Origin of the sequence: Kibdelosporangium aridum (assembly GCF_900176515.1) — a bacterium.
GTDB classification, from domain to species: Bacteria; Actinomycetota; Actinomycetes; order Mycobacteriales; family Pseudonocardiaceae; genus Kibdelosporangium; species Kibdelosporangium aridum.
This window is the reverse complement of record NZ_FWXV01000007.1, coordinates 193,510-220,236: the sequence shown is the minus strand read 5'-3', so window position 1 is coordinate 220,236 and position 26,727 is coordinate 193,510. Positions and strand designations below refer to the sequence as shown.

27 protein-coding genes are annotated in these 26,727 nt (G+C 66.2%); 12 read left to right on the top strand and 15 right to left on the bottom strand.

From position 1 onward, the window contains the following. Nucleotide 1: 1 nt before the first annotated feature. Together B9C43_RS34525 and B9C43_RS34520 are read right to left on the bottom strand one after the other, a co-directional pair. Nucleotides 2-1,189 carry a serine/threonine-protein kinase gene (locus B9C43_RS34525; RefSeq protein WP_084430958.1) on the bottom strand — a complete coding sequence of 396 codons (1,188 nt, stop codon included), beginning with the start codon at nt 1,187-1,189 and terminating at the stop codon, nt 2-4. 106 nt (nt 1,190-1,295) lie between these two features. After that, the gene (locus B9C43_RS34520) at nt 1,296-1,595 is read right to left on the bottom strand and encodes a hypothetical protein (RefSeq protein ID WP_143446805.1); all 300 of its coding nucleotides are present in this window, start codon (nt 1,593-1,595) and stop codon (nt 1,296-1,298) included. Nucleotides 1,596-1,889: 294 nt separating this feature from the next. Here B9C43_RS34520 and B9C43_RS34515 point away from each other — a divergent pair, with 294 nt between their 5' ends. Continuing rightward, nucleotides 1,890-3,380, top strand: a complete 1,491-nt coding sequence (locus B9C43_RS34515; protein WP_084430956.1) for a purine-cytosine permease family protein — start codon at nt 1,890-1,892, stop codon at nt 3,378-3,380. Between the two features lie 7 nt (nt 3,381-3,387). On the opposite strand, the gene pgl is transcribed toward B9C43_RS34515, so the two are convergent. From pgl to lon, 4 genes are all read right to left on the bottom strand, one after another. Then, nucleotides 3,388-4,134 carry a 6-phosphogluconolactonase gene (gene pgl / locus B9C43_RS34510; RefSeq protein WP_084430955.1) on the bottom strand — a complete coding sequence of 249 codons (747 nt, stop codon included), beginning with the start codon at nt 4,132-4,134 and terminating at the stop codon, nt 3,388-3,390. 4 nt (nt 4,135-4,138) lie between these two features. Next, nucleotides 4,139-5,059, bottom strand: a complete 921-nt coding sequence (locus B9C43_RS34505; protein ID WP_235039024.1) for an asparaginase — start codon at nt 5,057-5,059, stop codon at nt 4,139-4,141. A gap of 758 nt (nt 5,060-5,817) precedes the next feature. Continuing rightward, a complete protein-coding gene (locus B9C43_RS34500; protein WP_033385788.1) occupies nt 5,818-6,510 on the bottom strand; it encodes a Clp protease N-terminal domain-containing protein in 693 nt (230 codons plus the stop codon). Between the two features lie 90 nt (nt 6,511-6,600). Continuing rightward, on the bottom strand, nt 6,601-8,949 hold the full coding sequence (gene lon, locus B9C43_RS34495) for an endopeptidase La (protein WP_084431195.1): 2,349 nt from the start codon (nt 8,947-8,949) through the stop codon (nt 6,601-6,603). A gap of 118 nt (nt 8,950-9,067) precedes the next feature. On the opposite strand from lon, the gene B9C43_RS59705 reads away from it, so the two are divergent. From B9C43_RS59705 to B9C43_RS34480, 4 genes are all read left to right on the top strand, one after another. Beyond that, nucleotides 9,068-9,202: a hypothetical protein gene (locus tag B9C43_RS59705; protein WP_268811602.1), complete on the top strand. Its 135-nt coding sequence runs from the start codon at nt 9,068-9,070 to the stop codon at nt 9,200-9,202. 107 nt (nt 9,203-9,309) lie between these two features. Continuing rightward, nucleotides 9,310-9,834: a hypothetical protein gene (locus B9C43_RS34490; RefSeq protein WP_143446804.1), complete on the top strand. Its 525-nt coding sequence runs from the start codon at nt 9,310-9,312 to the stop codon at nt 9,832-9,834. Continuing rightward, the gene (locus tag B9C43_RS34485; RefSeq protein ID WP_143446803.1) at nt 9,831-10,334 is read left to right on the top strand and encodes a hypothetical protein; all 504 of its coding nucleotides are present in this window, start codon (nt 9,831-9,833) and stop codon (nt 10,332-10,334) included. The genes B9C43_RS34490 and B9C43_RS34485 overlap by 4 nt, the downstream gene beginning before the upstream one ends. Before the next feature lie 108 nt (nt 10,335-10,442). Next, nucleotides 10,443-10,988 carry a hypothetical protein gene (locus B9C43_RS34480; RefSeq protein WP_143446802.1) on the top strand — a complete coding sequence of 182 codons (546 nt, stop codon included), beginning with the start codon at nt 10,443-10,445 and terminating at the stop codon, nt 10,986-10,988. On the opposite strand, the gene opcA is transcribed toward B9C43_RS34480, so the two are convergent. Genes opcA through tkt form a run of 5 tightly spaced genes read right to left on the bottom strand, consistent with a single transcriptional unit; the run spans nt 10,974 to nt 18,310 of the window. Further along, the gene (gene opcA / locus B9C43_RS34475; RefSeq protein ID WP_033385780.1) at nt 10,974-11,924 is read right to left on the bottom strand and encodes a glucose-6-phosphate dehydrogenase assembly protein OpcA; all 951 of its coding nucleotides are present in this window, start codon (nt 11,922-11,924) and stop codon (nt 10,974-10,976) included. The two genes, B9C43_RS34480 and opcA, sit on opposite strands and share 15 nt — an antisense overlap. Next, on the bottom strand, nt 11,921-13,447 hold the full coding sequence (zwf, locus tag B9C43_RS34470; RefSeq protein ID WP_033385778.1) for a glucose-6-phosphate dehydrogenase: 1,527 nt from the start codon (nt 13,445-13,447) through the stop codon (nt 11,921-11,923). The genes opcA and zwf overlap by 4 nt, the downstream gene beginning before the upstream one ends. Continuing rightward, nucleotides 13,444-15,048 carry a glucose-6-phosphate isomerase gene (locus tag B9C43_RS34465; RefSeq protein ID WP_084430950.1) on the bottom strand — a complete coding sequence of 535 codons (1,605 nt, stop codon included), beginning with the start codon at nt 15,046-15,048 and terminating at the stop codon, nt 13,444-13,446. Before B9C43_RS34465 ends, zwf begins: the two co-directional genes overlap by 4 nt. Nucleotides 15,049-15,056: 8 nt before the next feature. Further along, nucleotides 15,057-16,169 (bottom strand): transaldolase, encoded by a 1,113-nt coding sequence (gene tal, locus B9C43_RS34460; RefSeq protein WP_084430949.1) that lies wholly within the window; start codon nt 16,167-16,169, stop codon nt 15,057-15,059. After that, on the bottom strand, nt 16,166-18,310 hold the full coding sequence (tkt, locus tag B9C43_RS34455) for a transketolase (RefSeq protein WP_200825821.1): 2,145 nt from the start codon (nt 18,308-18,310) through the stop codon (nt 16,166-16,168). Before tkt ends, tal begins: the two co-directional genes overlap by 4 nt. A gap of 262 nt (nt 18,311-18,572) precedes the next feature. On the opposite strand from tkt, the gene B9C43_RS34450 reads away from it, so the two are divergent. From B9C43_RS34450 to B9C43_RS34435, 4 genes are all read left to right on the top strand, one after another. Beyond that, entirely contained in the window at nt 18,573-19,505 is a 933-nt protein-coding gene (locus B9C43_RS34450; RefSeq protein ID WP_084430948.1) for a heme o synthase, read from the top strand. A gap of 90 nt (nt 19,506-19,595) precedes the next feature. After that, a complete protein-coding gene (locus tag B9C43_RS34445; protein ID WP_084430947.1) occupies nt 19,596-20,612 on the top strand; it encodes a PQQ-dependent sugar dehydrogenase in 1,017 nt (338 codons plus the stop codon). Nucleotides 20,613-20,703: 91 nt separating this feature from the next. Next, complete coding sequence (locus tag B9C43_RS34440; protein WP_084430946.1) at nt 20,704-21,447, top strand: polysaccharide deacetylase family protein; 744 nt, start codon at nt 20,704-20,706, stop codon at nt 21,445-21,447. Between the two features lie 27 nt (nt 21,448-21,474). Beyond that, nucleotides 21,475-21,933 carry a nitroreductase family deazaflavin-dependent oxidoreductase gene (locus B9C43_RS34435; protein WP_033385809.1) on the top strand — a complete coding sequence of 153 codons (459 nt, stop codon included), beginning with the start codon at nt 21,475-21,477 and terminating at the stop codon, nt 21,931-21,933. Between the two features lie 46 nt (nt 21,934-21,979). Here the strand turns inward: B9C43_RS34435 and B9C43_RS34430 are convergent, their stop codons facing one another. The 3 genes from B9C43_RS34430 to B9C43_RS34420 are packed head-to-tail and all read right to left on the bottom strand — an operon-like array spanning nt 21,980 to nt 23,533. Then, nucleotides 21,980-22,831: a helix-turn-helix domain-containing protein gene (locus B9C43_RS34430; protein WP_084430945.1), complete on the bottom strand. Its 852-nt coding sequence runs from the start codon at nt 22,829-22,831 to the stop codon at nt 21,980-21,982. Next, nucleotides 22,812-23,330 carry a DUF6879 family protein gene (locus B9C43_RS34425; protein WP_084430944.1) on the bottom strand — a complete coding sequence of 173 codons (519 nt, stop codon included), beginning with the start codon at nt 23,328-23,330 and terminating at the stop codon, nt 22,812-22,814. The genes B9C43_RS34430 and B9C43_RS34425 overlap by 20 nt, the downstream gene beginning before the upstream one ends. Then, nucleotides 23,327-23,533 carry a hypothetical protein gene (locus B9C43_RS34420; protein ID WP_084430943.1) on the bottom strand — a complete coding sequence of 69 codons (207 nt, stop codon included), beginning with the start codon at nt 23,531-23,533 and terminating at the stop codon, nt 23,327-23,329. The genes B9C43_RS34425 and B9C43_RS34420 overlap by 4 nt, the downstream gene beginning before the upstream one ends. Nucleotides 23,534-23,816: 283 nt before the next feature. Between B9C43_RS34420 and B9C43_RS34415 the strand changes: the two genes are divergently transcribed. Next, a complete protein-coding gene (locus tag B9C43_RS34415) occupies nt 23,817-24,140 on the top strand; it encodes a hypothetical protein (protein ID WP_084430942.1) in 324 nt (107 codons plus the stop codon). A 67-nt stretch (nt 24,141-24,207) separates the two neighbouring features. On the opposite strand, the gene B9C43_RS34410 is transcribed toward B9C43_RS34415, so the two are convergent. Next, nucleotides 24,208-24,801 (bottom strand): FKBP-type peptidyl-prolyl cis-trans isomerase, encoded by a 594-nt coding sequence (locus B9C43_RS34410; RefSeq protein ID WP_033385765.1) that lies wholly within the window; start codon nt 24,799-24,801, stop codon nt 24,208-24,210. A 242-nt stretch (nt 24,802-25,043) separates the two neighbouring features. Between B9C43_RS34410 and B9C43_RS34405 the strand changes: the two genes are divergently transcribed. Together B9C43_RS34405 and B9C43_RS34400 are read left to right on the top strand one after the other, a co-directional pair. Next, a complete protein-coding gene (locus B9C43_RS34405) occupies nt 25,044-26,003 on the top strand; it encodes a hypothetical protein (RefSeq protein WP_051896250.1) in 960 nt (319 codons plus the stop codon). A gap of 1 nt (nt 26,004) precedes the next feature. After that, nucleotides 26,005-26,634, top strand: coding sequence for a hypothetical protein (locus B9C43_RS34400; RefSeq protein WP_033385760.1), 630 nt, complete (start codon nt 26,005-26,007; stop codon nt 26,632-26,634). Nucleotides 26,635-26,727: the final 93 nt, after the last annotated feature.

Here is a 26,727-nt window from a genome sequence, read left to right as displayed (position 1 = left end):
GTCAGTCCTCTTCGTCCTCTTCCTTGTCGTCGTTCCTCGACGGGGGAGAGGGCGGAGCGGGCTTGGTTTTCTTCGGCTTCCTGTGCTGAATGATCTCTTCCCAGGGATACCAAGGTGTCCAGGGCGCCGTGTACACCGGAGGCGTCGGATCGGGCACAAGCGCGACCGGCTGGTCTTGAACTATGGGCTGCTGCGGCGTCTCGGTCACTGACTCCGATGACAGCGGTGGTGTGGACGTCTGGTCCACGACTTCGGTAACGGTCGGGGTAACCGGGGCGGTCGGAGTCGCCGTCACCTCAGCGGTGACGGTCTGCTGCCGTTGCGGCGCGACCCGAGGTTCGACCAACGGTTGCTGCCGCTGCTTGGGCAGGTTCACCACGACCGCGATGCTCGTCGCGGCAATGGCGGCAGCGACCGCGGCGATCAACACGGTCCTGGTCTGCACGCGGGACTTCGCCGACGAACCCCGCAGCAGGTCCACGCACGTCGCCGCGTCCGGCCGGTTGTTCGGGTTGGCGCTCAACATCGCCTGCAGCGCCTTCGCGTGCGGCAAGTCCGGCTTGATGATCGGCGCGCGGCTCAACCGGGCCAGCGCGGTGGTCGCATCGTCACCGGGATACTCGGTCCGCCCGGTCAACGCTTCCAGCAGCACAAGCCCGAACGAGTACACATCGGACGCCATCGTCGGCTCGTCGCCGTTGGCTTGTTCCGGCGCCACATACGAGAAAGTGGTGGATTCCGCGATGCCGACGTCGGTGAGATACGGCTCCATGCTCGGCCCGAGCAGGATGTTGCCGGGGTGGATGTCGCGATGCGCCACGCCTTGGGAGTGCGCGTACGCGAGCGCTCTGCCCAACGCCGACCCGAGCTCTGTCACCTCGGCGCCGGTCAGCGCACCTTCGGCCAATCTCGCGCGCAGACTCGTGCCCGCGATGAATTCCTGAACAAGGAACGGCTCGCCGCCCTCGGCGATCCCTGCGTCGAGCACACGCACAAGCCCTGGATGCGACAGATCGGTCAACGCCCTGGCCTGCTCGACGAAACGGTCTGGCTCGTCCTGTGGGGCGAACAACCGGACCGCGACAACTTGGCGCAGGTGCAGGTCCCACCCACGCATCACCCGCTGTCCCAGCGGCGTGATCAGCCGGTATCGTCCGGCGAGCTCACGAATCCCCGAGTCCTCCGACACCGTTCGAAGCTATGTCACCGGTGTCGCCATGTGCGCGGATATGTACAGGCCGCAACTGCGTCCGATGGCGGGTGGCCGCGTACGTGACCACACCGCCGGACCGTTGTCACCCAGAACAGCCTGGAACGCTGTTCGCGGGTGCGCAGTTGCCGGTGACCGCAGCCCCGTTCCTCAGCTCGAAGATGGTCGGCTGGGACGCGAACGGCGTGGTGGCGATGCCGCCGCCCGCGCCAGCGGCGCCGGCAGGGCCGGGTTCTCCGCCGGGGAACGCCGCGCTGTCATCGGCGGTGACGTTCGACGAAATCTCGGTGCGCACGATGTTGACGTCGCCGGTGATCACCGGCAGCCCTGTGGGCCGTCGGCCGACGCGCCCGCCGGCTGGTAGTTGTCCACGTGTTTCGCCCACCGGCATGTCTTGGTTCGGACGGTCCGCGGTTGACGAGAAGGTGCCACGACTCTGAGCGCGACCCAGTTGCGGATGATACATAATATACCATATTGTCACCTTTCTGGACTATCGGGATGGGGAGGAGCTTGGCGATCGATCTGTCTTGCTGACTTGGCCCGGCCAACGGACAGCGTCGGTGTCGCGGGTTACGGGTAAGGCAGACGAGGTCCCGGTGTTCTCCTGTGCGCTTCACCGGCTGACGCGTGGTGAGGCACTGCTTTGTTCCTGTGCGGGGGCTGAAGGAGGACAACGGTGACCGACCGGCCAACGTCGACCAGTGTGGAAACAAACGGCGTGAACCCGGTGCCGGATGGCGAACGGCGTGGCAAACCCGCCGGGCTGTTCGCGATCTGGTTCTCGTGGAACATCTCGATTCTCGGCATCAGCTACGGCATCTATGTCTACGGGCTTGGACTCAGTGCGTGGCAGGCGATCGTCGCTGGAGTTCTCGGGTACGTGCTGTCGTCTGTCCTCGTTGGCATCCTGGCGGTCGGTGGGCCGCGGACCGGATTGCCGACGTTGACGCAGACCCGGTTCGCGTTCGGGTTGCACGGCAACAAGTTCCCGACGTTCTTCGCCTACCTGTCGAACATCGGCTGGAAGGTCACCATCATCACGCTGGCCGCCACGTCCGGCGCGAAGCTCTTCGTGCGGTTGTGGCCTGGGGTGTTCGCGGACGATCAGGGCAAGGAGAGCGTGCTCGCTATCGTCCTCTGGTTCGTCGCGGTGCTCGCGGTGACGTTGACGGTCGCGGTGTTCGGACATCAGCTGATCATGCGGGTGGAGAAGTGGATCGCCTGGCTCACCTCGATCATGACGATCGTCTTCATCGCGATGATCGTGCCCAAGATCCGGTGGGACGCGCTGGGTGACGCGCCCGATGGTTCGGTGGGGACGTTCATCGGCGGCGTGATTCTGGCGATGACGATCGTCGGGCTCGGGTTTCTCAACTATGGCGGAGATTTCGCGCGCTACCTGCCACGGGACACCCCGGCGCGGGGCGTGATCGGATGGACGACGGGCGGGATCGTGCTGCCGGTCGCGGTTCTGCTCATCCTCGGTGTTCTGCTCGCTGCCGGTGACCCGGAGATGGGCAAGGCCGCTGCCAACGACCCGATCGGTGCGCTGACCGCTCTTCTGCCGTTGTGGTTCTTCATCCCGTTCACGATCGTCATCGTGATCTCACTGGTCGCCGCGGCCATCACGGGCATCTATTCGTCCGGGTTGGCGTTGCTGGCACTGGGCGTTCCACTGTCGCGCGCCACCACCACGCTGATCAACATGGTGGTGATCGCGGCGGGCGCGTTCTACCTGCTTTTCGTATCCGATTCGTTCTTGGCCACGTTCCAGGCTTTCCTCGCCCTGATCTCCGTCGTGATGGGCACGATGGGTGGCATCCAGCTGCTCGACTTCATCCGGCAGCGCAGGCTCGGCTGGAACGTCGACATGGCCAAGCCTGCCGGTGAAGGCGGGCGATCGGGCCGGTGGACCGCGGTTGTCTCGTTGGTCGTGGCCACGATCGTCGGGCTCGGTCTGGTGACGTCATCCGACCCGAACATCGCCAAGGTCGTCGGGTTCCTGTTGTCCGACGAGGCGAAGCAGGGCGTCATCGGCACCACGAACGTCGGAGTCGTGGTGGCCATGCTGATCGGCGCGGGCCTCTACGCGTTGCTGACGTTCGTGTTCAAACTCGACCCACCGGGGATCTACGACCGGGAACCAGTCAAAGCCGCAGTGGGCTGACCCGGAGCTACAGCTTGCCTGCCGCGGCCTTGTCCAGCAGCCACAGCGTGCGCTGACGGCCACGTGCACCGGCGGCGGGGATCTCGGCCTCGGTTGCCCCGCCCAACGCCATCGCGATCGCGTCCGCCTTGGCCTCGCCGCCGGTCAGCAGCCAGACCTCGCTCGACCGCCGGATCGCGGGCAGCGTCAGCGACACCCGGGTGGGCGGCGGCTTCGGGCAGTCGCGCACAGCCACGACCGTCCGCTCGGTCTCGTACACCGCCGGGGACTCCGGGAAGATCGACGCCGTGTGGCCCTCCTCGCCGACACCCAACAGACACACGTCGAACGTGGGCACCTGCCCGTCCTCGGCCTTCGATGCCAGCAGTTCCGCGTACGCCACCGCAGCCGCGTCGGGGTCGTCGCCGAACTTGCCGTCCGACGGCTCCATCGCGTACACCCGTCCCGGGTCGATGGGCAGGTGGTCCAACAGCGCGTCGCGAGCCTGCGTTTCGTTGCGTTCCGGGTCGCCGGCAGGCAGGAACCGTTCGTCACCCCAGTAGAAGTCCACTTGCGACCAGTCGACAGCGTCCTTGGCCGGCGAGGCCAGCACCTGCGCCAGCACGGCTGTCCCAGTCCGGCCACCGGTCAACACGACGGATGCGGTCCCTTTGGCGGCCTGGGCGTCGATGACGCTGGTTATCAGGCGCGCTGCCGTCGCCGCCGTGAGCAGATCCGAGTTGGCCAGGACCACAACCTGAGGTGCTGCTGTCATGCCACTATCCAAGCAGGTGACCGAACCAGTCGCGTGCCGAGTTCACCCCACCTCCTTGGGCAAGCGCGACCATCAACGCAACGCGTGCATGTCCTGGTCTCAGACCATTCGCGCTGATCGCCCCCACTTTCTCGGCAAGGCTGGTCATACCCGGCGTCCTCGCCCGCGACGCGATGACGACAGGGATGTCCCATTCGGTTAGTTCACTGATCGTGATGAACAACTCGACGGGGACGTTCCCCGATCCCGTGCCCTCCAGCACGATGCCCCGAGCGCCAGCGTCAGTCACAGCGGTCAGCAAGGACGGCGGCATCCCCGGGTAGGTCTTGATCAGTGCCACGTCTGTCTCCGGGACGCCGTCGACCTCCGGTAACCGAGGCGGGGCAGGAGCGAGCATCGTGACCCCGCCGGATCGGCTCACGCGACCAAGCACCGGATCGGATACGAAACAGGAAGTAGTTGCGAGCGTCGCCCACCGGGCAGCGTGCAGTTCATTGGCGAAGCACACGACAGTGCCGTTCACCGCCGGGTCCGCCGCCGCGATGATCGCCGTCGCGAGGTTGTCCGGGCCGTCACTGCCTGGCTCGTCGAACCTTTGCGTGGCGCCGGTGAAAACTATGGCGCCTTGCGTGGATCCAGCCACGAGCTCAGTGAGGAACGCCGTCTCCTCAAGCGTGTCAACGCCATGCGTGACCATCACACCGTCGAAGCCTTCTGCCAGCGCGGAACGGGCTCTTCGGGCGATCGTCAGCATCGTGCCGGGTGATGTGTCCCAGCTCGGCTCGGCCAGCACGTCTTCGACCACGACGTCCGCGCCCGGAACGTCCGCGATCCCGCGCAGCAGTTGCGCGCCGGTCGCCACCCCGGGTGGGTTGCTCAGGTACGCCATCGTGTCGCCGGTCGCCACCAGCAGTACGCGTTTCACACCGGTGCTGCTTTCTACTTTGTCGATCAGTGTTGATCGTTCGGATGTTTCGCTCTGCGCCCACAAGGTGGGCCCCGTTGATCGTGCCGAGGTTGTCGGGGGCGACGCGGTCCGCTTTGGACTGGTCGCCATTCTCGTGGGCGTTCTCTGCGATGGCGGCGCTGCAGCCCAGGTATCGCAAGCCGCACGTTTCCGCTCTCCGCGAGGGTGAAGGTGCGGTACTTGTCCGAACAGACCACGATCTGGTTGGGGGGTGCGGTCGCGGCCTCGTTTCCAGGGCTTGCGCTGCCGGGCAGGACCGGATCCGAGGTCCATGTATCTCGCTTGAGCGCGGTGAACAGCTCCTGTCGCTCAGCCGGGTCGGAGGTTCGTCGGATGACCGTTGACCGGACTGCTGCTTTCGCTGCGACGCGGCTGGTGCTGATGGTGGCGATCGTGTCTCGAAGGGTTTCTGTCCAGGCCTTGGCCAAGACACCAAACCGTTCGACGGTTCCGTCGAGCAGCCGTGCGGTCACGGATCTCCTGGTCGGATAGTCCGACTCCGTTCACCGAGCCGCAGCGTTGCCACACTTCAGTGCGAACACAGCCCAGCCGACGGGCCTGCTCGGTGAGCTGCCCGTACTTGGCGGCATTGAGGTTCTTCGAATACGCGATCCGGGTCACCTGCACTCGGTCACCTCACAAGCGGTCTGTTCACACTAGTGCGCTCATCAGAATTGCCAGCAGCAGCGCGACCAGCAGGCCGCGCCACACCACAGTCACTTCGAGCTCGCTTGCTGCTCCAGACGCTCGATCCGCTCGACGATCGGCTTCAGCTCCGCACGAACCGCGGCCAGCACAGGGTCGTTGCCGGGTTGCGCGCGGAGATGCTGGTAGCCGGTCAGGGCAGCCACCACCGTCCGGCGCGTGGTCCGCAGGTCCACGCCCAGCTCACGTAAGAGGTCCCCGGCCACACCGCCCGGTTCGCTCAACAGGCCGAGTAACAGGTGCTCGCAGCCGACGTAGTTGTGTCCCAAGGAAAGTGCCTCGGTCACGGTCAGTTCGAGCGCGTTGGACGCGAAGTTGCTGAACCTCGTCGGCGGGTCGCCGTCGGCCGGCGGAATCCGCGCGGCCACGGCGTTCTGCACCACCGCCGGATCGATCTCCATGGCTCGTAAGACGTGCAGCGCCAGGTTGGTGCCTTCGGTGAGGATTCCGGCCAACAGGTGCTCGGTGTCCACGCTCGGCGCACCGGCGGCTCGTTCCACGGCCAATCTGATCACCGTGCGGGTCCGCTCGGTGAACTGGGAGAGCTGGCTGTGGTCCAGGTCGGTCAAGGTCATCGCTCTGATCGCGGTCACCCGCCGCACGGACTGTTCCAGCGCACGCTGACAGATCGCGGACACGGGCAGCGCGGCCGCTTTGACCGCATCGGCCAGTTCGTCGGGGAGGTACACGTTGACCTTTGGCATAACCCCATTTATACCCCCATGCGGGGTTATATTCAACGTCCGGCAAAAAGCCACCCGGCCCGCAGCCAGGGTGGCTTTTGTATGCGCTGGTCAGGCGGCGAGAGCGGCTTCGGAAGTGGCCGGCTCCAGTGCCAGGTTCAGCACTTCGCGGACGTCGCTGACCAAGTGCACGGTCAGCTCCTTCAGCACGGTCTCCGGCACGTCCTCCAGATCCGGCTCGTTGCGCTTCGGCAGCAGGATCGTGGTCAGGCCCATCCGGTGGGCGGCGAGCAGCTTCTGCTTCACGCCACCGATCGGCAGAACCCGGCCGGTCAACGACACCTCACCGGTCATCGCGACCTCGGACCGCACCGGCCGCCCGGACAGCAGCGACGCCAACGCGGTCGTCATCGTGACGCCGGCGCTCGGGCCGTCCTTCGGGACCGCGCCGGCCGGAACGTGGATGTGGATGTTCCGCTCGGACAGGTCACCGACCGGCAGCTCCAGCTCCGCGCCCCGAGACCGCAGGTACGACAGGGCGATCTGCGCGGACTCCTTCATGACGTCGCCCAGTTGTCCGGTCAGCGTCACGCCGGTGTGCCCGGTCTCCTTGTCCGCCAAGGAAGCCTCGACGAACAGCACGTCACCGCCGACGCCAGTCACCGCGAGACCCGTCGCCACACCGGGAACGGACGTCCGCTCGCCCGACTCCGGCTTGAACTTCGGGCTGCCCAGGTACTCCTTCAAGTCCTTGGCCTCGATGCGCACGGACTTCAGGTCCTCGCCGAGCGCCAGCTTGGTGGTCACCTTGCGCAGTACCCGCGCGATCCCGCGCTCCAGTTGCCGGACGCCCGCCTCGCGGGTGTACTCGGCCGCCAGCAGGCGCAGCGCGTTGTCCTGGAACGTCACGTCCTCGGCGGTCAAGCCCGCCCGGTCCAGCTGCCGGGGGAGCAAGTGGTCACGAGCGATGACGACCTTCTCCTCCTCGGTGTAGCCGTCCAGCTGCACCAGTTCCATGCGGTCCAGCAACGGGCCGGGGATGGACTCCAGCACGTTCGCCGTGGCCAGGAACACCACGTCGGACAGATCCAGCTCGACCTCGAGGTAGTGGTCGCGGAACGTGTGGTTCTGCGCCGGGTCCAGCACCTCGAGCAACGCGGCGGTCGGGTCGCCCCGGTAGTCCGCGCCGACCTTGTCGATCTCGTCGAGCAGGACGACCGGGTTCATCGAACCGGCTTCCTTGATGGCACGGACGATCCGGCCGGGCAGCGCGCCGACGTACGTCCGGCGGTGACCACGGATCTCCGCTTCGTCGCGGACGCCACCGAGGGCAACCCGCACGAACTCACGACCCATCGCCCGCGCGACGGACTCACCCAGCGACGTCTTACCGACACCAGGCGGGCCGACGAGCGCCAGCACGGCACCGCTGCGCCGTCCGCCGACGACACCCAGGCCACGGTCGGCCCGGCGACGACGAACCGCCAAGTACTCGATGATGCGTTCCTTGACGTCATCCAAGCCCGCGTGGTCGGCGTCCAGCACCGCACGCGCGCCCTTGATGTCGTAGCTGTCCTCGGTCCGGTTGTTCCACGGCATGTCCAGAACGGTGTCCAGCCAAGTCCGGATCCAGCCGACCTCGGGGGACTGCTCCGAGGTCCGCTCCAGCTTGTCCACCTCGGCCAGCGCGGCCTTCTCGACGTGCTCGGGCAGGTCGGCCTCTTCGACCCGGGCCCGGTAGTCCTGCTCCTCGGACGCCGGCTTGCCGTCCAGCTCGGCCAGTTCCTTGCGGATCGCGGCCAGCTGCTGGCGCAGCAGGAACTCGCGCTGCTGCTTCTCGACGCCTTCCTTGACGTCCTTGTTGATCGTCTCGGCGACGTCGAGCTCGGCGATGTGCTCCTGGGCCCAGGTGACGAGCTTGTCCAGCCGCTCGGTCACGTTCGGCGTCTCCAGCAGCCACAGCTTCTGCTCCTCGGTGAGGTACGGCGCGTACCCGGCCAGGTCGGCCAGCTGCGCCGGGTCGTTCACCTGGGCGACCTGGTCGACGACCTGCCAGGCGCCGCGGCGCTGCAGGATGGCGGTGACCAGGCTCTTGTACTCCTTGGCCAGCTCGCGCGCCCGCTCGTCCGCGAAGTCGTCGAGTTCGGTGGCCTCGACCCACAGCGCGGCACCCGGCCCGCTGGTCGCGGCACCGATCCTGGCGCGGGAGATGCTGCGGACCACGGCGGCCTTCTGCCCGCCGGGCAAGCGGCCGATCTGCTCGATCTCGCCGATCGTGCCTGCCTTGGCGTACTTCCCGTCCAGCCTGGGGACCAGCAATATCTTCGACTGGCCCGCTGCCTGCGCCGCGTCGATCGCGGCCCTGGCCTCGGCCTCGGCGAGCCGGACCGGCACAACCATCCCGGGCAGCACGACGACGTCATCCAGCGGCAGAACGGGGAGGTTCAACGTCTCGCTCACGGCTGTCACACCCTCTACAAAGAAGATTGAGTCTGATCAGCTCAACTACGTCGATCGACGAACAATTCCGGGGATCGCCCAGAGCGAACGTTCACAGGTCTGGTCATGGCATAGGCCGGTGATGGCCGGAGCCGGCCTGTTCTGGATCTTCGTCATGGTTCCGGCGGGTGTCCGTAGGCGGGAACGGGTCGCACAGTCGAAGCAAGCGACCGAAGCGGTGTGGGGCCAGGCATCGGCGGGTGAACAACGGTGAAGTGCAGACCGCCTCAGTCGTGATCGCGGATCGGGCTTGCCGGTCAGTGCGGGGAACTAGGCGAGCTTGTAGCCGATTTGTGGGTACCCCTTGCCCTAGGAGGGACTATGGCAAGGCGCATTGGCCGATTACTCGTAGCTGCCTCGGTCGTCGCCGTGCTGGCGGGTGTGGTGTACGGCTTGGTGCGGGACGATGTCGTGGCCGGGATCGTGAACGGCGTGATCTGGGGCATCGGCGCCGTGATCCTCGGTCTCATGGACCGGGACTCGTCGGCGATGGATGACCTGAACCAGCGGCAACGACAGGAGATTCGACGCAGGCTGAGGCGCGGCGAACCGGTGGACGATCCGAAACTCGCGCCCGCGTTGGTCGAACGCGCCAACGACATTCTCGCGAACCCGGTGATGCCAAAGGGCAGCCTGATCGTCGCCGGCGTGTTTTTCGCATTCGGTGCCGTGGCTACGGGCTTCGCCATTCCGCAACTCGGTCTGCGGAGCCTGGTGGTCGGCATGCCGTTGTTCTTGCTCGCCTTGCTGTTCCTCACATACGTGTGGCTCAGCGGGAGCAGGCGTGGCTTGGTCGAGCAGTCGTTGCGGCTGACCGAGGACCGTCTACAAGGGAATGACTCGTGATGAAGCGGGTCATGGGGTTGGGGTTGCTGGTCGGCGTTGTGGTTGGTCTCGTTTTCGGGCTGACCAACGGCGTGTGGGCCGGTGTGGTGGGTGGTGTCGGCTATGGCTTGGGTGTGGCCGTGGTGCTCCGGCATGTCTGGGGTTCGCCTGCGATGTCCCGGCTCGGTGCGAAGCAGCGCAAACGGGTGCGTCGCGCGTTGCGCAGCGGAATGCCGATGGACGATCCGAAGTTGGCACCCGCGCTGATCGATTACGGCAAAGCGATTCTCGCGGCGCCGATCGCGCCGAAAGCCATCAGTGCCGTGTTGGGGCTGGTGCTTGTCGGTATGGTGGCAGCAGCGGTGTTCGGGCTGATAGACGTCGATCGCGGTGTCACGTATGGCTTGCCGTTCCTGGGGATCGCGTTGGTGGCGGAACTCGTGTTCATGCCGTTCAGCCATCGGCAGCGTGATCGGGTCGCCCGCTCGGTACGCAAGACCGAAGCCCTGCGAGGCCCGTGATGCCCTACGTGGTCGGGCCGCTGTGCTCGTTGATCGGCAGGACACGGACGCGGGTTCGCGAATCGTTGTCCGTGACGGAGAACAGACTGTCCGCAGAGGAGTGATGGTGTGTCGCGTATTGCGCGTGTCGTCGGGATGGGGTTGTTGACGGGCCTGCTGTTCGGCGCGGCGATGTGGTATCTCAACGACGACATCTGGGCCGGTGTGATCGGCGGCGTGGCCTACGGTGGCGTGATGGCCGCGCTCATGCGGAATCTGTGGGGATCCAGAGCGTTCAAAGGACTCGATCGCGTTCAACGCAAACGCGTCTTGCGGACCATGCGCCGTGGCGAACCGATGGACGACCCCGAACTGGCGCGCCCGTTGGTCGAGCAGGCGAGCGCCATTCTCGCAGTCCCGTTCTCGCATATGTGGCTGCGGATCGTGTTCGGGCTGATGTTCGCGCTGGGCGCGACAGGGGGAATCCTGGCCTTGGTCGACGGCCGCACTCCTGGCTGGAGCAGCGTGTTCCTGGTGTTGTTCGCGCTGGTGATGATCTTCGTCGTGGTGCCGGCCAACGGCCGGCAGCGGGCCCGGATCGCACAGTCCAAGCAGGCAACAGAAAGCCGGTGGGGCGGACACCCCACCGGCTCTCACCAATCAGGCATCGGCTGACACTGGCTCTTCGGTGTTGACGTTCACCTGGGCGAGGCCCTGCAGCGTGGCCTCGTAGATCTCGTCGGGGTCGAGCCTGCGCAGCTCTTCCACCAGGCAGTCCTTCACGTTGCGGCGCGCCAGCGCCACGCGGCGGTCGGGCTGACCGGGCTGGCGCAGGATGCCGACCTTGCCGTCCGGCCGCGTCAACGAGACCGGGCCGGATTTGCGTTCCAGCACAACAGAGTTGATGCCCGGCGCGTTCTTCTCCGGCGGCACCCGGCGGACCGGGATCTTCAGGTACGCCGCCAGCCAACCGGCCAGCAGGTCCGTCGACGGCGAATCGGTCGCACCCGCGACGGTCGCGCCGGTGATCTCCTCGTACGGCGGCAAGTCCAGTGCCGCGGCCAGGTAGGCGCGCCACTGGGTAAGCCGTGTCCACGCGAGGTCGGTGTCGCCGTCCGAATAGGTGGACCGACGGTGCTCCAGCGCCCGTACGGGGTCCTTGTCCGTTGCCGCGTCGGTGATCCGGCGGTGCGCCAGCTGGCCGATCGGGTCCTCGGCCGGTTTCTCCGGTGACTCGAACGGCCACCACGCCACCACCGGTGCGTCCGGCAGCAGCAACGGGATCACGCACGTCTCGCCGTGTTCGACGAGCTCGCCGTAGATCCGCAGGACGACGACCTCGGACGCGCCCGCGTCACCGCCGACGCGGATCTGCGCGTCCAGGCGCGGCGCGGCCTCGCGGGCGCCCTTGGCCACCACGATCACGCGGCACGGGTGCTCACGGCTGGCCTCGTTGGCCGCCTCGATCGCTTCCTCGGTCTTCTCCCCGTCGTCGGTGACGATCACGAGCGTGAGCACGCGGCCCAGCGCGACCGCGCCGCCCTGCTGACGGAGCTCGACGATCTTGGCGTTCACCTTCGCCGTGTTCGTCGTGGGCATGTCGATGATCACGGGTGCCTCCAGGTGCGGCCGGTGCGGTCGAGCATCTTCTCGGCCGACGGCGGGCCCCACTCACCCGGCGCGTACGGGTCCGGCCTGCCCTGCTGGGCCCAGTGCTCCAGGATCGGGTCGAGGATCTCCCACGACCGCTCGATCTCGTCGGCCACCGGGAACAGCGACGGCTCGCCGAGCAGCACGTCGAGGATCAGCCGCTCGTAGGCCTCCGGCGACGACTCGGTGAACGCCCTGCCGTAGCTGAAGTCCATCGTGACGTCGCGGACCTCCATCGTCGAGCCCGGCACCTTGGAGCCGAACCGGATGGTGATGCCCTCGTCCGGCTGGATCCGGATGACCACCGCGTTCTGGCCGAGTTCCTCGGTGGAGGTCTGGTCGAACGGCAGGTGCGGCGCGCGCTTGAACATCACCGCGATCTCGGTGACCCTGCGGCCCAGCCGCTTGCCGGTGCGCAGGTAGAACGGCACGCCTGCCCAGCGCCGGGTGTTCACCTCGAGGGTGATCGCGGCGAAGGTCTCGGTCTTGGAGTCCGGAGGGAAGCCTTCCTCCTCCAGCAGGCCGGGTACCTTCTTGCCGCCCTGCCAGCCGCCGGTGTACTGGCCGCGTGCGGTCGTCTCGGCGAACGGCTCGGCCGGCTTGGTCGCCGACAGGACCTTGATCCGCTCGGTGCGCAGCGACTGCGGCGAGAACGACACCGGGTCCTCGATCGTGGTGAACGCCATCAGCTGCAGCAAGTGGTTCTGGATGACGTCACGTGCCGCGCCGATGCCGTCGTAGTACCCCGCGCGGCCGCCGAGGCCGATGTCCTCGGCCATGGTGATCTGCACGTGGTCGACGTAGTTGGCGTTCCAGATGGGCTCGTAGAGCTGGTTGGCGAACCGCAGCGCCAGGATGTTCTGCACGGTCTCCTTGCCGAGGTAGTGGTCGATGCGGAACACCGACTCCTCGGGGAAGACCTCGTTGACGATCTGGTTGAGCTCACGCGCGCTCTCCAGGTCGTGCCCGAACGGCTTCTCGATCACCACCCGGCGCCAGCTCTCACCGTCCTGGTGGGCCAGTCCGGAGCGCGCGAGTTGCTTGCACACCACGGGGAACGCCGCAGGCGGGATCGACAGGTAGAACGCGTGGTTGCCGCCCGTGCCGCGTTCGTCGTCGAGCTGACGGACGGTCTCGGCGAGCCGGTCGAACGCCTCGTCGTCGTCGAACGAGCCCTGCACGAACCGGATTCCCTCGGCCAGCCGGTCCCAGACCTCCTGGCGGAACGGGGTCCGCGCGTGCTCCTTGACCGCGTCGTAGACGACCTGCGCGAAGTCCTCGTTCTCCCACTCACGGCGGGCGAAGCCGGTCAGCGCGAAGCCCGGCGGCAACAGGCCGCGGTTGGCCAGGTCGTAGATCGCGGGCATCAGTTTCTTGCGCGACAGGTCTCCGGTGACTCCGAAGATCACCAGGCCACACGGACCGGCGATGCGCGGCAGCCGCTTGTCCCGCTCGTCGCGTAGCGGGTTCTGCCATGTGCTCACGGCCGTTCTACCTCCTGCACGGCTTTCACGAGGTGGGCAAGGCCAGCCGCCCGGTCGGTCAGGTGCAGCCGCAGCACCGGACGACCGTGCTCTTTGAGCACCTGGCCGTCGCCCAACGCCTGCGCGCGCTGCAACACACCGAGCGTGTACGGCCGGTCAGGCACTTCGAGGTCGTCCTCGACCGCGCCGGTGATCTGCAGGAAGACCCCGTTCTGGTGGCCGCCCTTGTGGTACTGCCCGGTCGAGTGCAGGAACCTCGGCCCCCAACCGAATGTCGTCTGCAGACCTGTGCGCCTGGCCAGTTCGGGCCTGAGCAGGGCCGCCGAGGCGTCGTCCAACCGGTCCAGGTACGCCTGGACCGAGATGTAACCGAACTCCGGCGTCGATGCGACGAACGACCGAAGAACGTCCACAAGCGACTCGCCGGAACCGCCGTAGACCTCGACCGGACCGTCCACAAGCGACGGTTTCTCGCCGGAGTCCGATCCTGGCGGCTGGTCGAGCAGTGCCCGCGCGGCCTTCTTGGCCGCCTCGACGTCCGGCTGGTCGAACGGGTTGATGCCGAGCAACCGGCCGGCGACCGCGGTCGCGTACTCCCACAACAGGAACAGGCCGCCCAGCGAGCCCGAAGTCGACACGCGAGCCGCGCCCGAAGGCGTTCCGATCGCGGTCGCGGTCGCGTCGTCACCAGCGTCGGCGAAGCCCGGCGCGTCGGTTCCTTCGGTGGCGACGGGCAGCAAACCCGTGCCCTGCTTGCCGGTCGACTCCGCGATCAGCTGCTCCACCCAGTCGGGGAAGCCCTTCACGCTGGTGTCGGTGTTGGCGAAGACGACCTTCTCGGCACCTTCCGAGTGCCGCACGCCCAACGCGGCGCCCAGCACCAGCCCGGCGTTGGTGTCCTCGTCCTTGGACAGCACCGCCGCCGCGGCCGAGGCCTCGTCCAGCAGCGTCGCGATGTCCGCACCGGCCAGGCCCGACGGAACCAGGCCGAAGGCGGTCAGCGCGGAGTAGCGCCCGCCGACGTTCGGGTCGGCGAGGAACACCTTGCGGTAGCCCGCGTCGGTGGCCAGCTTCTCCAGCGGCGAGCCGGGGTCGGTGACCACGACGATGCGGGACGCGGCGTCGATGCCCTGCGCGGTGAACGCCTTCTCGAAGATCCGGCGGTGGCTGTCGGTCTCGACCGTCCCGCCGGACTTCGAGGACACCACGAGCACGGTCCGCGTCAGGTCACCCGCCAGTGCGTCGGCGACCTGTGCCGGGTCGGTGGTGTCCAGGACGACAAGCGGAACGCCCGCGGTCGCTGTGATCACCTCGGGGGCCAGCGACGACCCGCCCATCCCGGCGAGCACGACCCGATCGACGCCGTCCGCGTGCAGTTCGGCGCGCAGGGCGTCGATCTGCGCGAGCAGCGGCCGGGAGGTCTCGTGCAACTGGGTCCAGCCGAGCCGGATCGCCGACTCGGACTCCGCGTCCGGACCCCACAGCGTCGGGTCCTGTGCCGCGATCTTGCTGGCGACCTTGTCGGCCACCAGCGTCTCGACCAGCGTCGCGGTCTCCTCCGCGAGCTTGTCGTCGACGATGTCGACGGAGATCTCGATCATCTAGGTCGTCAGCCCTTTGCCTTGTCCAGTTGGCCGGACACCGTCTCGAGCAGCTCGGTCCAGGACTTCTCGAACTTGTCCACGCCTTCGTCCTCGAGCACCTTGAACACGTCGTCAAGGTCGATGCCCAAGTCGCTCAGCGCGTCGAAGACCTCCTGCGCCTCCTCAGCCCGTCCGGTGACCTTGTCGCCCTCGATCTTGCCGTGGTCGGCCACCGCGTGCAGGGTCTTCTCCGGCATGGTGTTGACCGTGTTCGGCGCGACCAGCTCGTCGACGTACTGGGTGTCCGGGTAGGACGGGTCCTTCACGCCGGTGGACGCCCACAGTGGACGCTGCGCGTTCGCGCCCGCGTCGGCAAGCGCCTTCCAGCGGTCGGTGCCGAACGCGTCAAGGTAGGCCTGGTAGGCCAGCCGCGCGTTGGCGATCGCGGCCTGGCCGCGCAGCGCCTTGGCGTCCTCGGTGCCCAGCTTGTCGAGCCGCTTGTCGATCTCGGTGTCCACACGGGACACGAAGAACGACGCGACCGAGTGCAGCTGGGAGATGTCGTGCCCGTTGGCCTTGGCCTGCTCGACGCCCTCGATGAAGGCGTCCATCACGGCCTGGTAGCGCTCAATCGAGAAGATCAGCGTGACGTTCACGTTGATGCCCTCGGCCAGCGTCTTGGTGATCGCGGGCAGACCGGCGACCGTAGCCGGGATCTTGACCATCAGGTTCGGCCGGTCGACCGTCTTCCACAGGTCCTGCGCCTCGGCGATGGTGCGGTCCGTGTCGTGCGCCAGCCGCGGGTCGACCTCAATGGACACTCGGCCGTCCAGGCCGTTGGTGGCGGTGTAGACGTCACGGAACACGTCGGCGGCGTTGCGCACGTCGGTCGTGGTGATCTCGCGGACGGTCGCGTCCACGTCCGCGCCACGTGCCGCCAGTTCGCGTACCTGCTCGTCGTACGCCTCACCCTTGCTCAGGGCGTTGGCGAAGATCGTCGGGTTGGTCGTGACCCCGGTGACGTTCCAGTCCCGGATCAATTCGGCCAGGTTGCCGGTGTTCAGGCGCTCCCTGGACAGGTCGTCCAGCCAGATGGAAACGCCGGATCCGGTCAGCGCGGTCAGTTTCTGGTTGCTCACTTGCCTTCCTCCACTCGCTGGAGCGAGCGCCGTGCCGCGTCGACAACGGCCTCGGTCGTGAAACCGAACTCGCGGAACAAAGTCTGGTAATCGGCGGACGCGCCGTAGTGCTCAATGGAGACGCACTCGCCTGCGTCACCGACGAAGCGGTGCCACGGCTGCGCGATGCCGGCCTCGACGGACACCCGGGCGCGGACCGACGGCGGGATGACCTGGTCGCGATACGACTGATCCTGCGCGTCGAACCACTCCACACTCGGCATCGAGACCACACGTGTTGCAACGCCGTCGGCCTCGAGGACCTTCCGTGCCTCGGCCGCGATCTGCAGCTCCGAGCCTGTGGCGATGAGCACTACCTTCGGCTCGCCGTTGGAGGCGTCGGCCAGCACGTAACCGCCCTTGGCCACGCCCTCCGCGTCGGTGCCTTCGAGGATCGGCAGGTTCTGCCTGGTCAGCGCGATACCGATGGGGCCGTGCGGCCGCTCGATCGCTGCCTTCCACGCCGCCGCCGTCTCGTTGGCGTCGCCGGGACGCAGGACGGTCAGGCCGGGGATCGCGCGCAGCGCGGCCAGGTGCTCGATCGGCTGGTGCGTCGGGCCGTCCTCGCCGAGACCGATCGAGTCGTGCGTCCAGACGTAGATCGCCGAGGTCTTCATCAGCGAACCAAGCCGGACCGCGGGCCGCATGTAGTCGCTGAACACCAGGAACGTGCCGCCGTACGGGCGGGTCGGGCCGTGCAGCGCGATGCCGTTGAGGATCGAGCCCATCGCGTGCTCACGCACACCGAAGTGCAGCGTCCGGCCGTACGGCTGGGCGTTCCACTCCTTGGTGGCGATGGACGTCGGGCCGAACGAGTCCGCGCCCTTCATCGTGGTGTTGTTGCTCTCGGCCAGGTCGGCCGAACCGCCCCACAGCTCCGGCAGCACGTCGGCCACCGCGTTGAGCACCTCGTTGGACGCCTTGCGGGTGGCGATGCCCTTCGGGTCGGGCTCCCACGACGGCAGCTTGGCGGCCCAGCCCTCCGGCAGCTTGCCGGCCACCAGCCGGTCGAACAGCTCCTTGCGCTCCGGGTTGGCCTTGGCCCACGCGTCGAACGTCGGCTGCCACTGCGCCTTGGCCTGCTCGCCGCGCTTGACCACCTCGCGCGCGTGCGCGAGCACCTCGGGCTCGACGAAGAACTTCTGGTCGGTGGGGAAGCCGAGGATCTGCTTGACCGCGTCGACCTCGTCCTGGCCCAGCGCGGCGCCGTGCGCCTTGCCGGTGTTCATCTTGTTGGGGGCGGGGAAGCCGATGATCGTGCGCAGCAGGATGAAGGACGGGCGCGCGGTCTCGGCCTTGGCCTTCTCCAGGGCCTCGAGGATGCCGGTGACGTTCTCGCCGCTGTCGACGACCTGGACGTGCCAGCCGTACGCCTCGTAGCGCTTTGCGGTGTCCTCGGACAGCGCGATCGTGGTGTCGTCCTCGATGGAGATCTTGTTGTCGTCGTAGATCACCGTGAGGTTGCCCAGCTGCTGCGTCCCGGCCAGCGAGGACGCCTCGGAGGTGACGCCCTCCTCGATGTCACCGTCGGACGCGATCACGAAGATGTGGTGGTCGAACGGGCTCTCGCCGGGCGCCGCGTCCGGGTCGAACAGGCCACGCTCACGGCGGGCGGCCATCGCCATGCCGACCGCGGAGGCCAGGCCCTGGCCCAGCGGCCCGGTGGTGATCTCCACACCGCGGGTGTGGCCGTGCTCCGGGTGACCAGGGGTCTTGGAGCCCCACTTGCGCAGCTGCTCGATGTCCTCGATCTCCAGGCCGTAACCGGACAGGAACAGCTGCAGGTACAGCGTGAGGCTGGAGTGGCCGGCCGAGAGGACGAACCGGTCACGGCCGACCCAGTCCGGATCCGCCGGGTCGTGGCGCATGACGCGCTGGAACAACGCGTACGCCAGCGGTGCGAGGCTCATGGCGGTGCCTGGGTGCCCGTTGCCGGTGTTCTGCACGGCCTCGGCTGCCAGCACGCGGGCCGTGTCGACCGCCCGCTTGTCGAGGTCCGTCCAGTCAGCCGGAACGTTTGCTGTGGTCAGGCGGGTGATGTCGTCTACGGACACGGGCTTGTGCTCTCGCTTTCCCTGCTCGTGCGGGAACACGCTGTGCATAGCGAAACGGTGTTCCCGCTGGTTGTCCCTCGTCCCTTGCCTCAGCGTAGTCATCCTCCCGGTGGATGCGACCCGGGACGCGGCTGGACAGGGGTGTGTTCTTCCTTCATTTACGGACAAGACGGTTTCCAGGTTCGCCTGAGGAGTACCCGCCGCAGGTCCCTGTATGTAGCCCGTCTACTATTCCGATCCGTACCCGAACGGTTTTCCAACCACTTTCAAGGAGCGACATGTCGTCGGTGTGCCTCGCGCAGGGAGCGCCGTGAGCATCACCGCTGACGCACCCACCACCGCTCCGCGACGCACGATCAAGGATGTCGTCCGCGCATATGTCGCGCTGACCAAGCCGCGCATCATCGAGCAGTTGCTCGTCACCACGATCCCGGCAATGCTGCTGGCGCAGCGAGGGATCCCATCACCTTGGCTGGTACTTGCCACCATGGTCGGCGGCACGCTGGCCGCGGGCAGCGCGGGCGCGCTGAACTGCGTCGTCGATGCCGACATCGACGCGGTGATGAAACGCACGAGCGCGAGGCCGCTGGTCAAGCACGAGGTTCCGGTCCGCAACGCGTTGATCTTCGGCGTGATCCTGGGCGTGTTGTCCTGCGGTTTCCTGTGGCTGACCACGAACTGGGTGGCCGCGGTGCTGTGTGTCGGCGCGATCCTGTTCTACGTCTTCGTGTACACGATGCTGCTCAAGCGGCGCACGTCACAGAACATCGTCTGGGGTGGCATCGCGGGATGCATGCCGGTGGTGATCGGCTGGGCGGCGGTCACCGGTGACGTGGGCTGGCCCGCGTTCGTCCTGTTCGGCGTGATCTTCTTCTGGACGCCGCCGCACTCGTGGGCACTGGCGATGAAGTTCCGCGACGACTACGCCAGGGCAGGCGTGCCGATGCTGCCCGCGGTGGCCACGCCGCGTCAGGTGTCGTTCCGGATCGTGCTCTACTCGTGGGCGATGGTGCTGTGCGGGCTGTTGCTCGTGCCCGCGACCAGCTGGATCTACGCGGTGTCCGCGGTGGTCCTCGGCGCGATCTTCCTCGCCGCGGTGCACAAGCTGCACAACGTGTACCGGCGTGGTGGCGAGACGAACCCGATGAAGGTGTTCCACCTCTCGAACACGTATTTGTGCGCGGTGTTCGTGATGGTCGCGGTCGATTCCGCGATCGGTCTGCCGGTGACCAGCGTTTTCTGATTTATCTCGTTTCCTGTTCCCAAACAGTGTGACGGTTACGACATTATTTGGTCTGCACCTCTGACCCTGCAGTCAAGGAGGACAGCACCAATGAAGGTTCATACTGGCCTGGTCATCGCCGCTGTGGCGCTGACTGGGCTTTCTGTTTCCGCGGTGCCGGCACAGGCAGCGACGACCGTCGTGGCCTCGCAGCTGGCGGTGCCGTGGGGACTGGGCTTCCTGCCCGACGGCAGCGCCCTGTTCACCGAACGCAACACGGCCAAGATCCGGCAGCTGCGCAACGGCACCGTGACCGACGTCCAGACGGTCCCCGGCGTCAGCGCGCAGGGTGAAGGCGGCCTGCTCGGCCTCGCGGTGTCCCCGCAGTTCGAGCAGAACCGGACCGTGTTCATCTACTACACGACCGCGTCGGACAACCGGATCGCGCGCGTTGTGCTCGGGCAGGCGCCCCAGCCGATCGTGACCGGGATCCCGAAGGCCAACATCCACAACGGCGGACGGCTCGCGTTCGGTCCTGACGGCCTGCTGTACGCGGGCACGGGTGACGCAGGCAACACGTCCAACGCGCAGAACCGAGCGTCGCTCGCGGGCAAGATCCTGCGGATGACGCCGGAGGGTGGCGCGGCGCCCGGCAACCCGTTCAACTCGCTCGTGTACTCACTTGGGCACCGCAACGTCCAAGGCCTGACCTGGTCGACCGACGGCAGGCTGTTCTCATCCGAGCTCGGCCAGAACACGTTCGACGAGCTCAACCAGATCACGTCGGGGGCCAACTACGGCTGGCCGACCTGTGAGGGACGCTGCAACAACCCGAACTTCGTGGACCCGTTGGCGACGTGGTCGACGTCGCAGGCTTCCCCGAGCGGCATCGCCTTCTACAAGAACAGTCTCTACATGGCGGGGCTGCGTGGCCAGCGGATGTGGCTGATCCCGGTGACCAGCACCGGCGTCGGCACGCCGCGTGCGCTGTACCAGAACCAGTTCGGGCGGCTGCGGACCCCAGTCGCCGGGCCGGACGGGAACCTGTACTTCACCACCAGCAACCGGGACGGCCGAGGTTCACCCGTGGCTGCTGACGACCGGATCGTCAGGAGTGACGGAGCCTGACCCGGGCCTGACGCAACTTGATCGACCCCTGGGGCGTCCTCTGTGGTAGGAGGCCAATTTCCTTGCGGGGAAGGAAAAGCAGGGGTAAAGAATGTCAAAGAAGCTGGTCATGGCCGTCGTTCTCGGTGTGGCGGCGGTCATGACAGCCAGTTGCACGGGGCAACCGGCACCGGTCAACCATCCGTCCACAGTGCACGCCCAAGCCCGTCCGTCGCCCGACACGCCAACACATCCTGTGGTGAACGCGCCTGCTTCGACGGACGGCATGGCGCCGGTGATCCGCAAGATCCAGACGGACAAACCGTACGTCTTCATCACCATGGACGACGGCGCGGTGAAGGACCCGGCCGCCTTGCAGATGATCAGGGACTCGGGCGCACGGCCGACGTTGTTCTTGAACTCGAAGTACTTCAAAGGCCACGAGGACTACTTCCGCGCGTTGCAGAACGCGGGTGTCGAGATCAACGACCACACGATGAACCACCCCAATCTGCGCGGCAAGCCATACGACTTCCAGCGCAACGAGATCTGTGGCGACGCCGACGCGATCCAGCAGGCGTTCGGCAAGCGCCCGACGTTGTTCCGGCCACCGTTCGGCAACTACGACGACAACACCCGCAAAGCGGTGGCGTCATGCGGCATGAAGGCAATCGTGCTGTGGACCGCGGCGGTCAACGACGGCGTGGTGCAGTTCCAGTCGGGTGACAAGCTCAAAGCGGGCGACATCGTGCTGATGCACTTCCGGCACACGTTCACGCAGGACTTCCAGGCATTCCTGGACCGCGCCCGGCAAGACGGTCTCACCCCGATGCCGCTGTGGGACTTCCTGGCATAAGCGGTAAGTTGGCCGGCCATGGAGCTGATGCGCAAAATCGCGCGCTGGGTCGCGGCGCGCCCATGGCTGACCAACATCCGTCCGGCCGTGGTGCGCATCGACAAGGTGCTGCTGAAGCTGACAAAGGGCCGCATCACCCTGGTCGGCATCGCCGGGATGCCCGCGCTGACACTGACGGTCATCGGCCGCAAAACCGGTCAGCCACGGGAGATTTCGCTGCTTTACGTACCCGACGGCGACGACATCCTGCTCGTCGGGTCCAACTGGGGCGGTCCCGGACATCCCGTGTGGACGGTCAACCTGATGGCCAACCCGGACGCGAAGGTGAACATCAAAGGCCGCACCCGTGAGGTGAAAGCCCGGCTGCTGACCGATGAGGAGCGCACGGAAATCTGGCCGCACCTGGTCAAAACGTGGCCCGCGTACAACACGTACCGGACCAAGACCAACCGTGAACTCCGAGTCTTCCGGCTGACTTCCCGCTGAGCGGTACGGATTCGTCAACCGGTGAGCAAAGCTGTTCGCAGGTTGGTCAGGTGAGTTCGCTGAGGGCTTTGGTGATGAGTGCCCGCGCCGGTTCGCCGTACACCGCCGAGCCTTGCAGGACCTTGAACATGCGGGTGTAGAGGTCGATTTCTTGCGGTCGGGTGACTTCGATGCTCGCAGTAGGCGTTTCCAGGGCGACGAGAGCGTTGTCGAAGACCCAGAATCCGGTGGAGCCCACGGCGGAGCGTGGGGTCATCATCGGGACGATGCCCAAAGAGATGTTTGCCATTCCGGCAAGGGTCAATAACCGGTCCAGTTGTCCGACTTGAGTGTCGGCCGTGCCAAACCAGGTGCGCAGGGCCTGTTCCTCAAGGACGACGTTGAATCGTTTCTCCGGCCGGTAGAGAACTTGTTGGCGCTCCAGCCGGATGGCTACCGCGGCCTCGATGTCGTTGGCAGTTCCGAGGAATTCGATCCAGAACCTCAACATGGCCGCGGAGTACTCCGGCGTTTGGAAGAGACCGGGTATGACGTTGTGCTCGTAGATCCGGAACACGTTCGTGCGCTGATACCGGGCGAGTGTATGTGCACCGAGGACGCGTTTCATACCGGCGCGGGCTTGCCTGCGGAACTCCAGGTAGGCAGACTCGACGCTGCGCAGAGTCGCGATCAGGTCGGGTATCTGCGCACTGGCGTCGCAGGCCTGGCACCAGACTCGAATGTCGTCGTCTGTGGGTGCCTGCACGCCGTTTTCTATTTTGCTGACCCGCGTGTAGTGCTGCTCGATTGCCATAGCGAGGGCGCGTGCGGTGAGCCCGGCGTCTTTACGCAGTTCGCGCAGACGGGCACCAAGTGCTTGCCGGGCATGTCTGGCGGCGCTAGACGGGCTGGTATTCACTGTGGGGTATCGCGTATTTCCAGACGGACTCGAACGCACTGCGGCACAGGGCGATGTCGTCCGGGTCGGTAGAGGTGATCTTGTCGGCGGCCAGCCCGTTGCCTTGATAGACAAGGAATATCACGAGGCGGTTGTCGAGTAGGTAGTAGTCGTTGCCGGGTATTCCGATGGAGGACACCAGCCTGCGAGGAACCCATCGGATGTCCTCACCGGCTTCGACCATCGGATATGCGATTTCATAGGACCAGCGTTGGTAGTCACTGAGTGGTTCGGACACTATTCGTGCTCGACGAACGGTCCTTCCGTTAGCGCTGTGATCCCGCAGGGCGGCGCACCACCCCTGCAACCACTCAAGGTCGTCCGGCTCGTTGGCAGCCCACTTCGCCATGTGTGGCAACTCGACTGCGGTTCCGTAGGAGTCCCGTGTTTCCAGGTGTAACGACTCGTGCTCGAAGCTGGTGAGCAGTTGGTCGAACTGGTCATCGGTGATGGAGGTCATGCCTGGCTCTGCTGCAGGAACTGGAGCATCCGGTCGGGAATCTCCACACAGGTCTCCCCGGCAGGGATGTTCATTTGGGCGAGGGCCTGGGAATCGTTGACCACCCAACCCTGCACGACCCAAGAACCCCGATCGGTGCGATACACGGTAGGGGAGCCGGTGGGGTTGGACTCAGGGTCCTTGCCGACGAACGTCAAACGCACGACAACCTCCTTGGCCGATGCATTGCGACAGATTGCGAAGTTCAATCGTGATCCGGCCTTCGAGGCACGTCAAGGCCATACGTAGCAGCAAGATGCTCACTCAGCCAACCGCGCGCATACGGCACCCAGGTGGGTGAATCTGAAGGCGTGGACTCGCAACTTCTCGCAACTTTCTTTCGGTCTTGTGTCTCGGACTTCTAGCGTCGGCATGCGTGACCAGCGGTCACTCACCACGTCATTTCCCAGCACCGCTACCGAACCATCAGTCAACTGGAGCGCAGCTATGTCCCCGACGACCGAACAGTCCATTGCCGACACGCTCCCGGACTCGTACGACGCAGACTTCAACACGGCAGTCGCGGAGATGGTCGCAGACCAGGCACCCCGGGTGTTCGCCGTCGTACTCGAGTACGGCGAACAGGTCGAAGCGGAGATCGCAGCCTGGGGTATGGCGCTCGACGACTACGCCTACATGACAACCGCCGACGGCAAAACCCAGTACCTGTTGGCGGAGCCGGACAACGCGCTCAGGTACGTCCGCAACCGCACCAACATCACGCCCCACCTTGTATGGGCAACTCCATCTGAACTCGCGGCCCAGGAGTAAAGAATCCCGTGAAATACAAAGGCTCCTGAGCGCCGGTGCGCTCAGGAGCCTTTGTGGTGTCCGGGATTCAGCTGACCTGCACGGCGTCGATCACGAAGACCAGTGTCTCGTTCGGCTTGATGCCCTGACCGCCCTCGCCGTATGCCTTGTCCGGCGGGATGACCAGCAGGCGGCGGCCGTTGGCCTTGATGCCGATGAGGCCTTCGTTCCAGCCCTGGATGACCTGTGCCTGGCCGATCGGCCGGACCGGGTAGGGCTGGTCGCCGAAGTTGCCGTCCACTTCCTTCTTGTCCGACCAGGTCACCAGCTGGTAGTTCACGGCCGCGGTGCCGCCTGCCTTGGCCTCGGCGCCGGTGCCCGGCTTGAGGTCCTTGCTCAGCAGCTGCTTCGGCGGCTGGCAGGTGGCCGGGATGGTGATCGTCGGCTTCTGGCCGAAGTCACCGGTGACCTTGACGTCGTCGGCCGTGCACTCCGGACCGGACGCGGCGGTGGCGCCGGTCGTCGCGGTCGGCCGCGCGGTGCTCGTGGGCGGCGGCGGAGTCGAGGTGCGGGTGGGAGTTCCGGTGCCCGTCGAGGCCTGCTCGGAGTTGGCACAGGCGCTCAGGGTGGCCGCCGCCACCAGCGCCACGGAAACCATCGTGACCTTGCCAGCAATACGCATGGCGTCACCCTAGGCAACCGGGTCACGCACTGGTTCCATCGGGTGCCTGAGCGGTCGCGGTGCGCCATACCGTGAACGTGAACATCCCCCGTTTTCCCGATTCCTACTTGGTCGTGATTCGCGTACAGTAACTGCTCGCACACAAACGGACACACTTCGCATTCGTCCGTTCGAGTGCCTGCCAAGGAGGTGACCCGGTGTCCGCGGACGCCAACGGCATCCGCAAGAATCCGATCCAGGAGATGTTCTGGACAAGGACCGGCCTGTTGCTCGCGGTCCTGCTGGTGATCTCGATCGGTAGCCTGTGGATATCCAGTGCGATGGACGCCGGCCTTTTGCGCAACCTGGTGACCGCGCTCGGCACCGGCACATTGGTGTCGGCCATTGTCGGTTTTGGTCAGACGTTGATCACGGCAGCGGCTTCGCAGAAAGCGCTCGTCACCCCGTTGATCGAGGAAAGCAAACGCGCCTTGCGGGATTTGTCGGCCGAATACCGTGCGCTGAACAACGAGTTCTTCCCGACGCACGTCTTCGAGGCGAGCGCCGAGCCCGACCCGGAGTTCAACCGGCTGCTGATGGACGACCTGCGCGCAAGCAGGCACTACTTCTTCCGCGGCTTCTCCGGCAGGCACGCCGCCGCCAGACTGCTGCTGACCAGGTCGGAATGGGAGCTGCGGACGGTCGTCGCCGACCCGAGGCAGCACTCGGCGATCAGTGGGCGGGCCCGTTACCTGCTCCGCAACGAAGGCGCGACCGGCGACTACGACAAGATCCGCGCGCGGCTGATCGACGAGATCTCCATCGGGATCGTCGGATTGTTCCTCGCGCGCAGCCGGTGCACTTCGGTCGACATCGCGGTGATCTCCGATCCACCGCTCGACCGCACGGAGATCTTCGACGACAGCGTATGGCTCACGCTGTACAGCGACGTCGGCGGAGTGACCTCGTTGTACCCGCGCACGCTGCGTTTCTCGGAAGGCTCGTTCATCTACGGCATGCAACGCGCCGAGTTCCAGCGAATGCGCGACACCCGGACGGCTCAGAAATTCGTCATCACGCCGGACACCAGCCGGCAGGAATTCCTCGCGCTGTTCGAGAAGATCACTGGAACGCCCCTTTCCGAAGAGGGGTTCGCGGAGCTGGAGCGCAAGTTCCACGACTTCCGCGAGGAATTCACCAAAGCCGCGGGGCTGGAGAGCTGAAATGCGAACGGAGCTGTCTGCGCTGGCCGAACTGGCCGGCGAGCTGCGAGCCGCCGACGTCACCGACTGGACGGCTGTGAGTGGCCGGTTCACCCAGTGGGCGAACCGGCCTGGGTTACGCGACGAACTACGTCACCACCTGCAGACCCTGTCCGGGGAGGTCGCCGCGGCGGTCATCTCGCGGTCACGGGAGACCACCACGCACTTCGCGTGGTGCCTGCTCAACCAACCGGGCGACAAGTTCTCGTTCTGGCTGCACGAGTACAAGCCGCAGCGGGACTGGCGGATCGGGTACGCCGACTCGGTGCACAACCACCGGTACCACTTCTGCACCACGATCCTGCGTGGATGCTATGTGCACGAACGGTTTGACGCCGAGCTGGACGCCAACGGCCTGGTGATCAAGTCGGCCACGATGGTGCACAGTGGAGTGTGCGAGGCCGGCGAGGCGGGCACCATGCTGTCCGACCAGTTCCACCGCATCCCGAAGGCCGCCGACGGCACGATGACCTTCCTGGTGAAGTCACGGCCGGTACGCGGCTGGAGCCTGTCGTTCGACCCGGCGACCAACGTCAGCCGCAGGCATGTGCCGGTCGAGGAACGCCTTGGCAATCTCGCCGACCGTTTGTAGAAAGGTGCCAAAACCCGTCTCAGTGTCATCATGACTACTCTCATATCGCGTCTCACCACCTACGATGCCTTCACTTGCGCGGGGGCTCGGAGG

Bases quoted from the DNA above. Each gene is read 5' to 3' on its own strand.
- B9C43_RS34400 (WP_033385760.1), top strand. From the start codon at position 26,005: ATGCGAACGGAGCTGTCTGCGCTGGCCGAACTGGCCGGCGAGCTGCGA.
- B9C43_RS34465 (WP_084430950.1), bottom strand. From the start codon at position 15,048: ATGATCGAGATCTCCGTCGACATCGTCGACGACAAGCTCGCGGAGGAG.
- tkt (WP_200825821.1), bottom strand. From the start codon at position 18,310: ATGCACAGCGTGTTCCCGCACGAGCAGGGAAAGCGAGAGCACAAGCCC.
- B9C43_RS34425 (WP_084430944.1), bottom strand. From the start codon at position 23,330: ATGACCTCCATCACCGATGACCAGTTCGACCAACTGCTCACCAGCTTC.
- B9C43_RS34440 (WP_084430946.1), top strand. From the start codon at position 20,704: ATGTCAAAGAAGCTGGTCATGGCCGTCGTTCTCGGTGTGGCGGCGGTC.
- B9C43_RS34445 (WP_084430947.1), top strand. From the start codon at position 19,596: ATGAAGGTTCATACTGGCCTGGTCATCGCCGCTGTGGCGCTGACTGGG.
- pgl (WP_084430955.1), bottom strand. From the start codon at position 4,134: ATGACAGCAGCACCTCAGGTTGTGGTCCTGGCCAACTCGGATCTGCTC.
- B9C43_RS34410 (WP_033385765.1), bottom strand. From the start codon at position 24,801: ATGCGTATTGCTGGCAAGGTCACGATGGTTTCCGTGGCGCTGGTGGCG.
- B9C43_RS34435 (WP_033385809.1), top strand. From the start codon at position 21,475: ATGCGCAAAATCGCGCGCTGGGTCGCGGCGCGCCCATGGCTGACCAAC.
- B9C43_RS34490 (WP_143446804.1), top strand. From the start codon at position 9,310: ATGGCAAGGCGCATTGGCCGATTACTCGTAGCTGCCTCGGTCGTCGCC.
- B9C43_RS34415 (WP_084430942.1), top strand. From the start codon at position 23,817: ATGTCCCCGACGACCGAACAGTCCATTGCCGACACGCTCCCGGACTCG.
- B9C43_RS34500 (WP_033385788.1), bottom strand. From the start codon at position 6,510: ATGCCAAAGGTCAACGTGTACCTCCCCGACGAACTGGCCGATGCGGTC.
- B9C43_RS34405 (WP_051896250.1), top strand. From the start codon at position 25,044: ATGTTCTGGACAAGGACCGGCCTGTTGCTCGCGGTCCTGCTGGTGATC.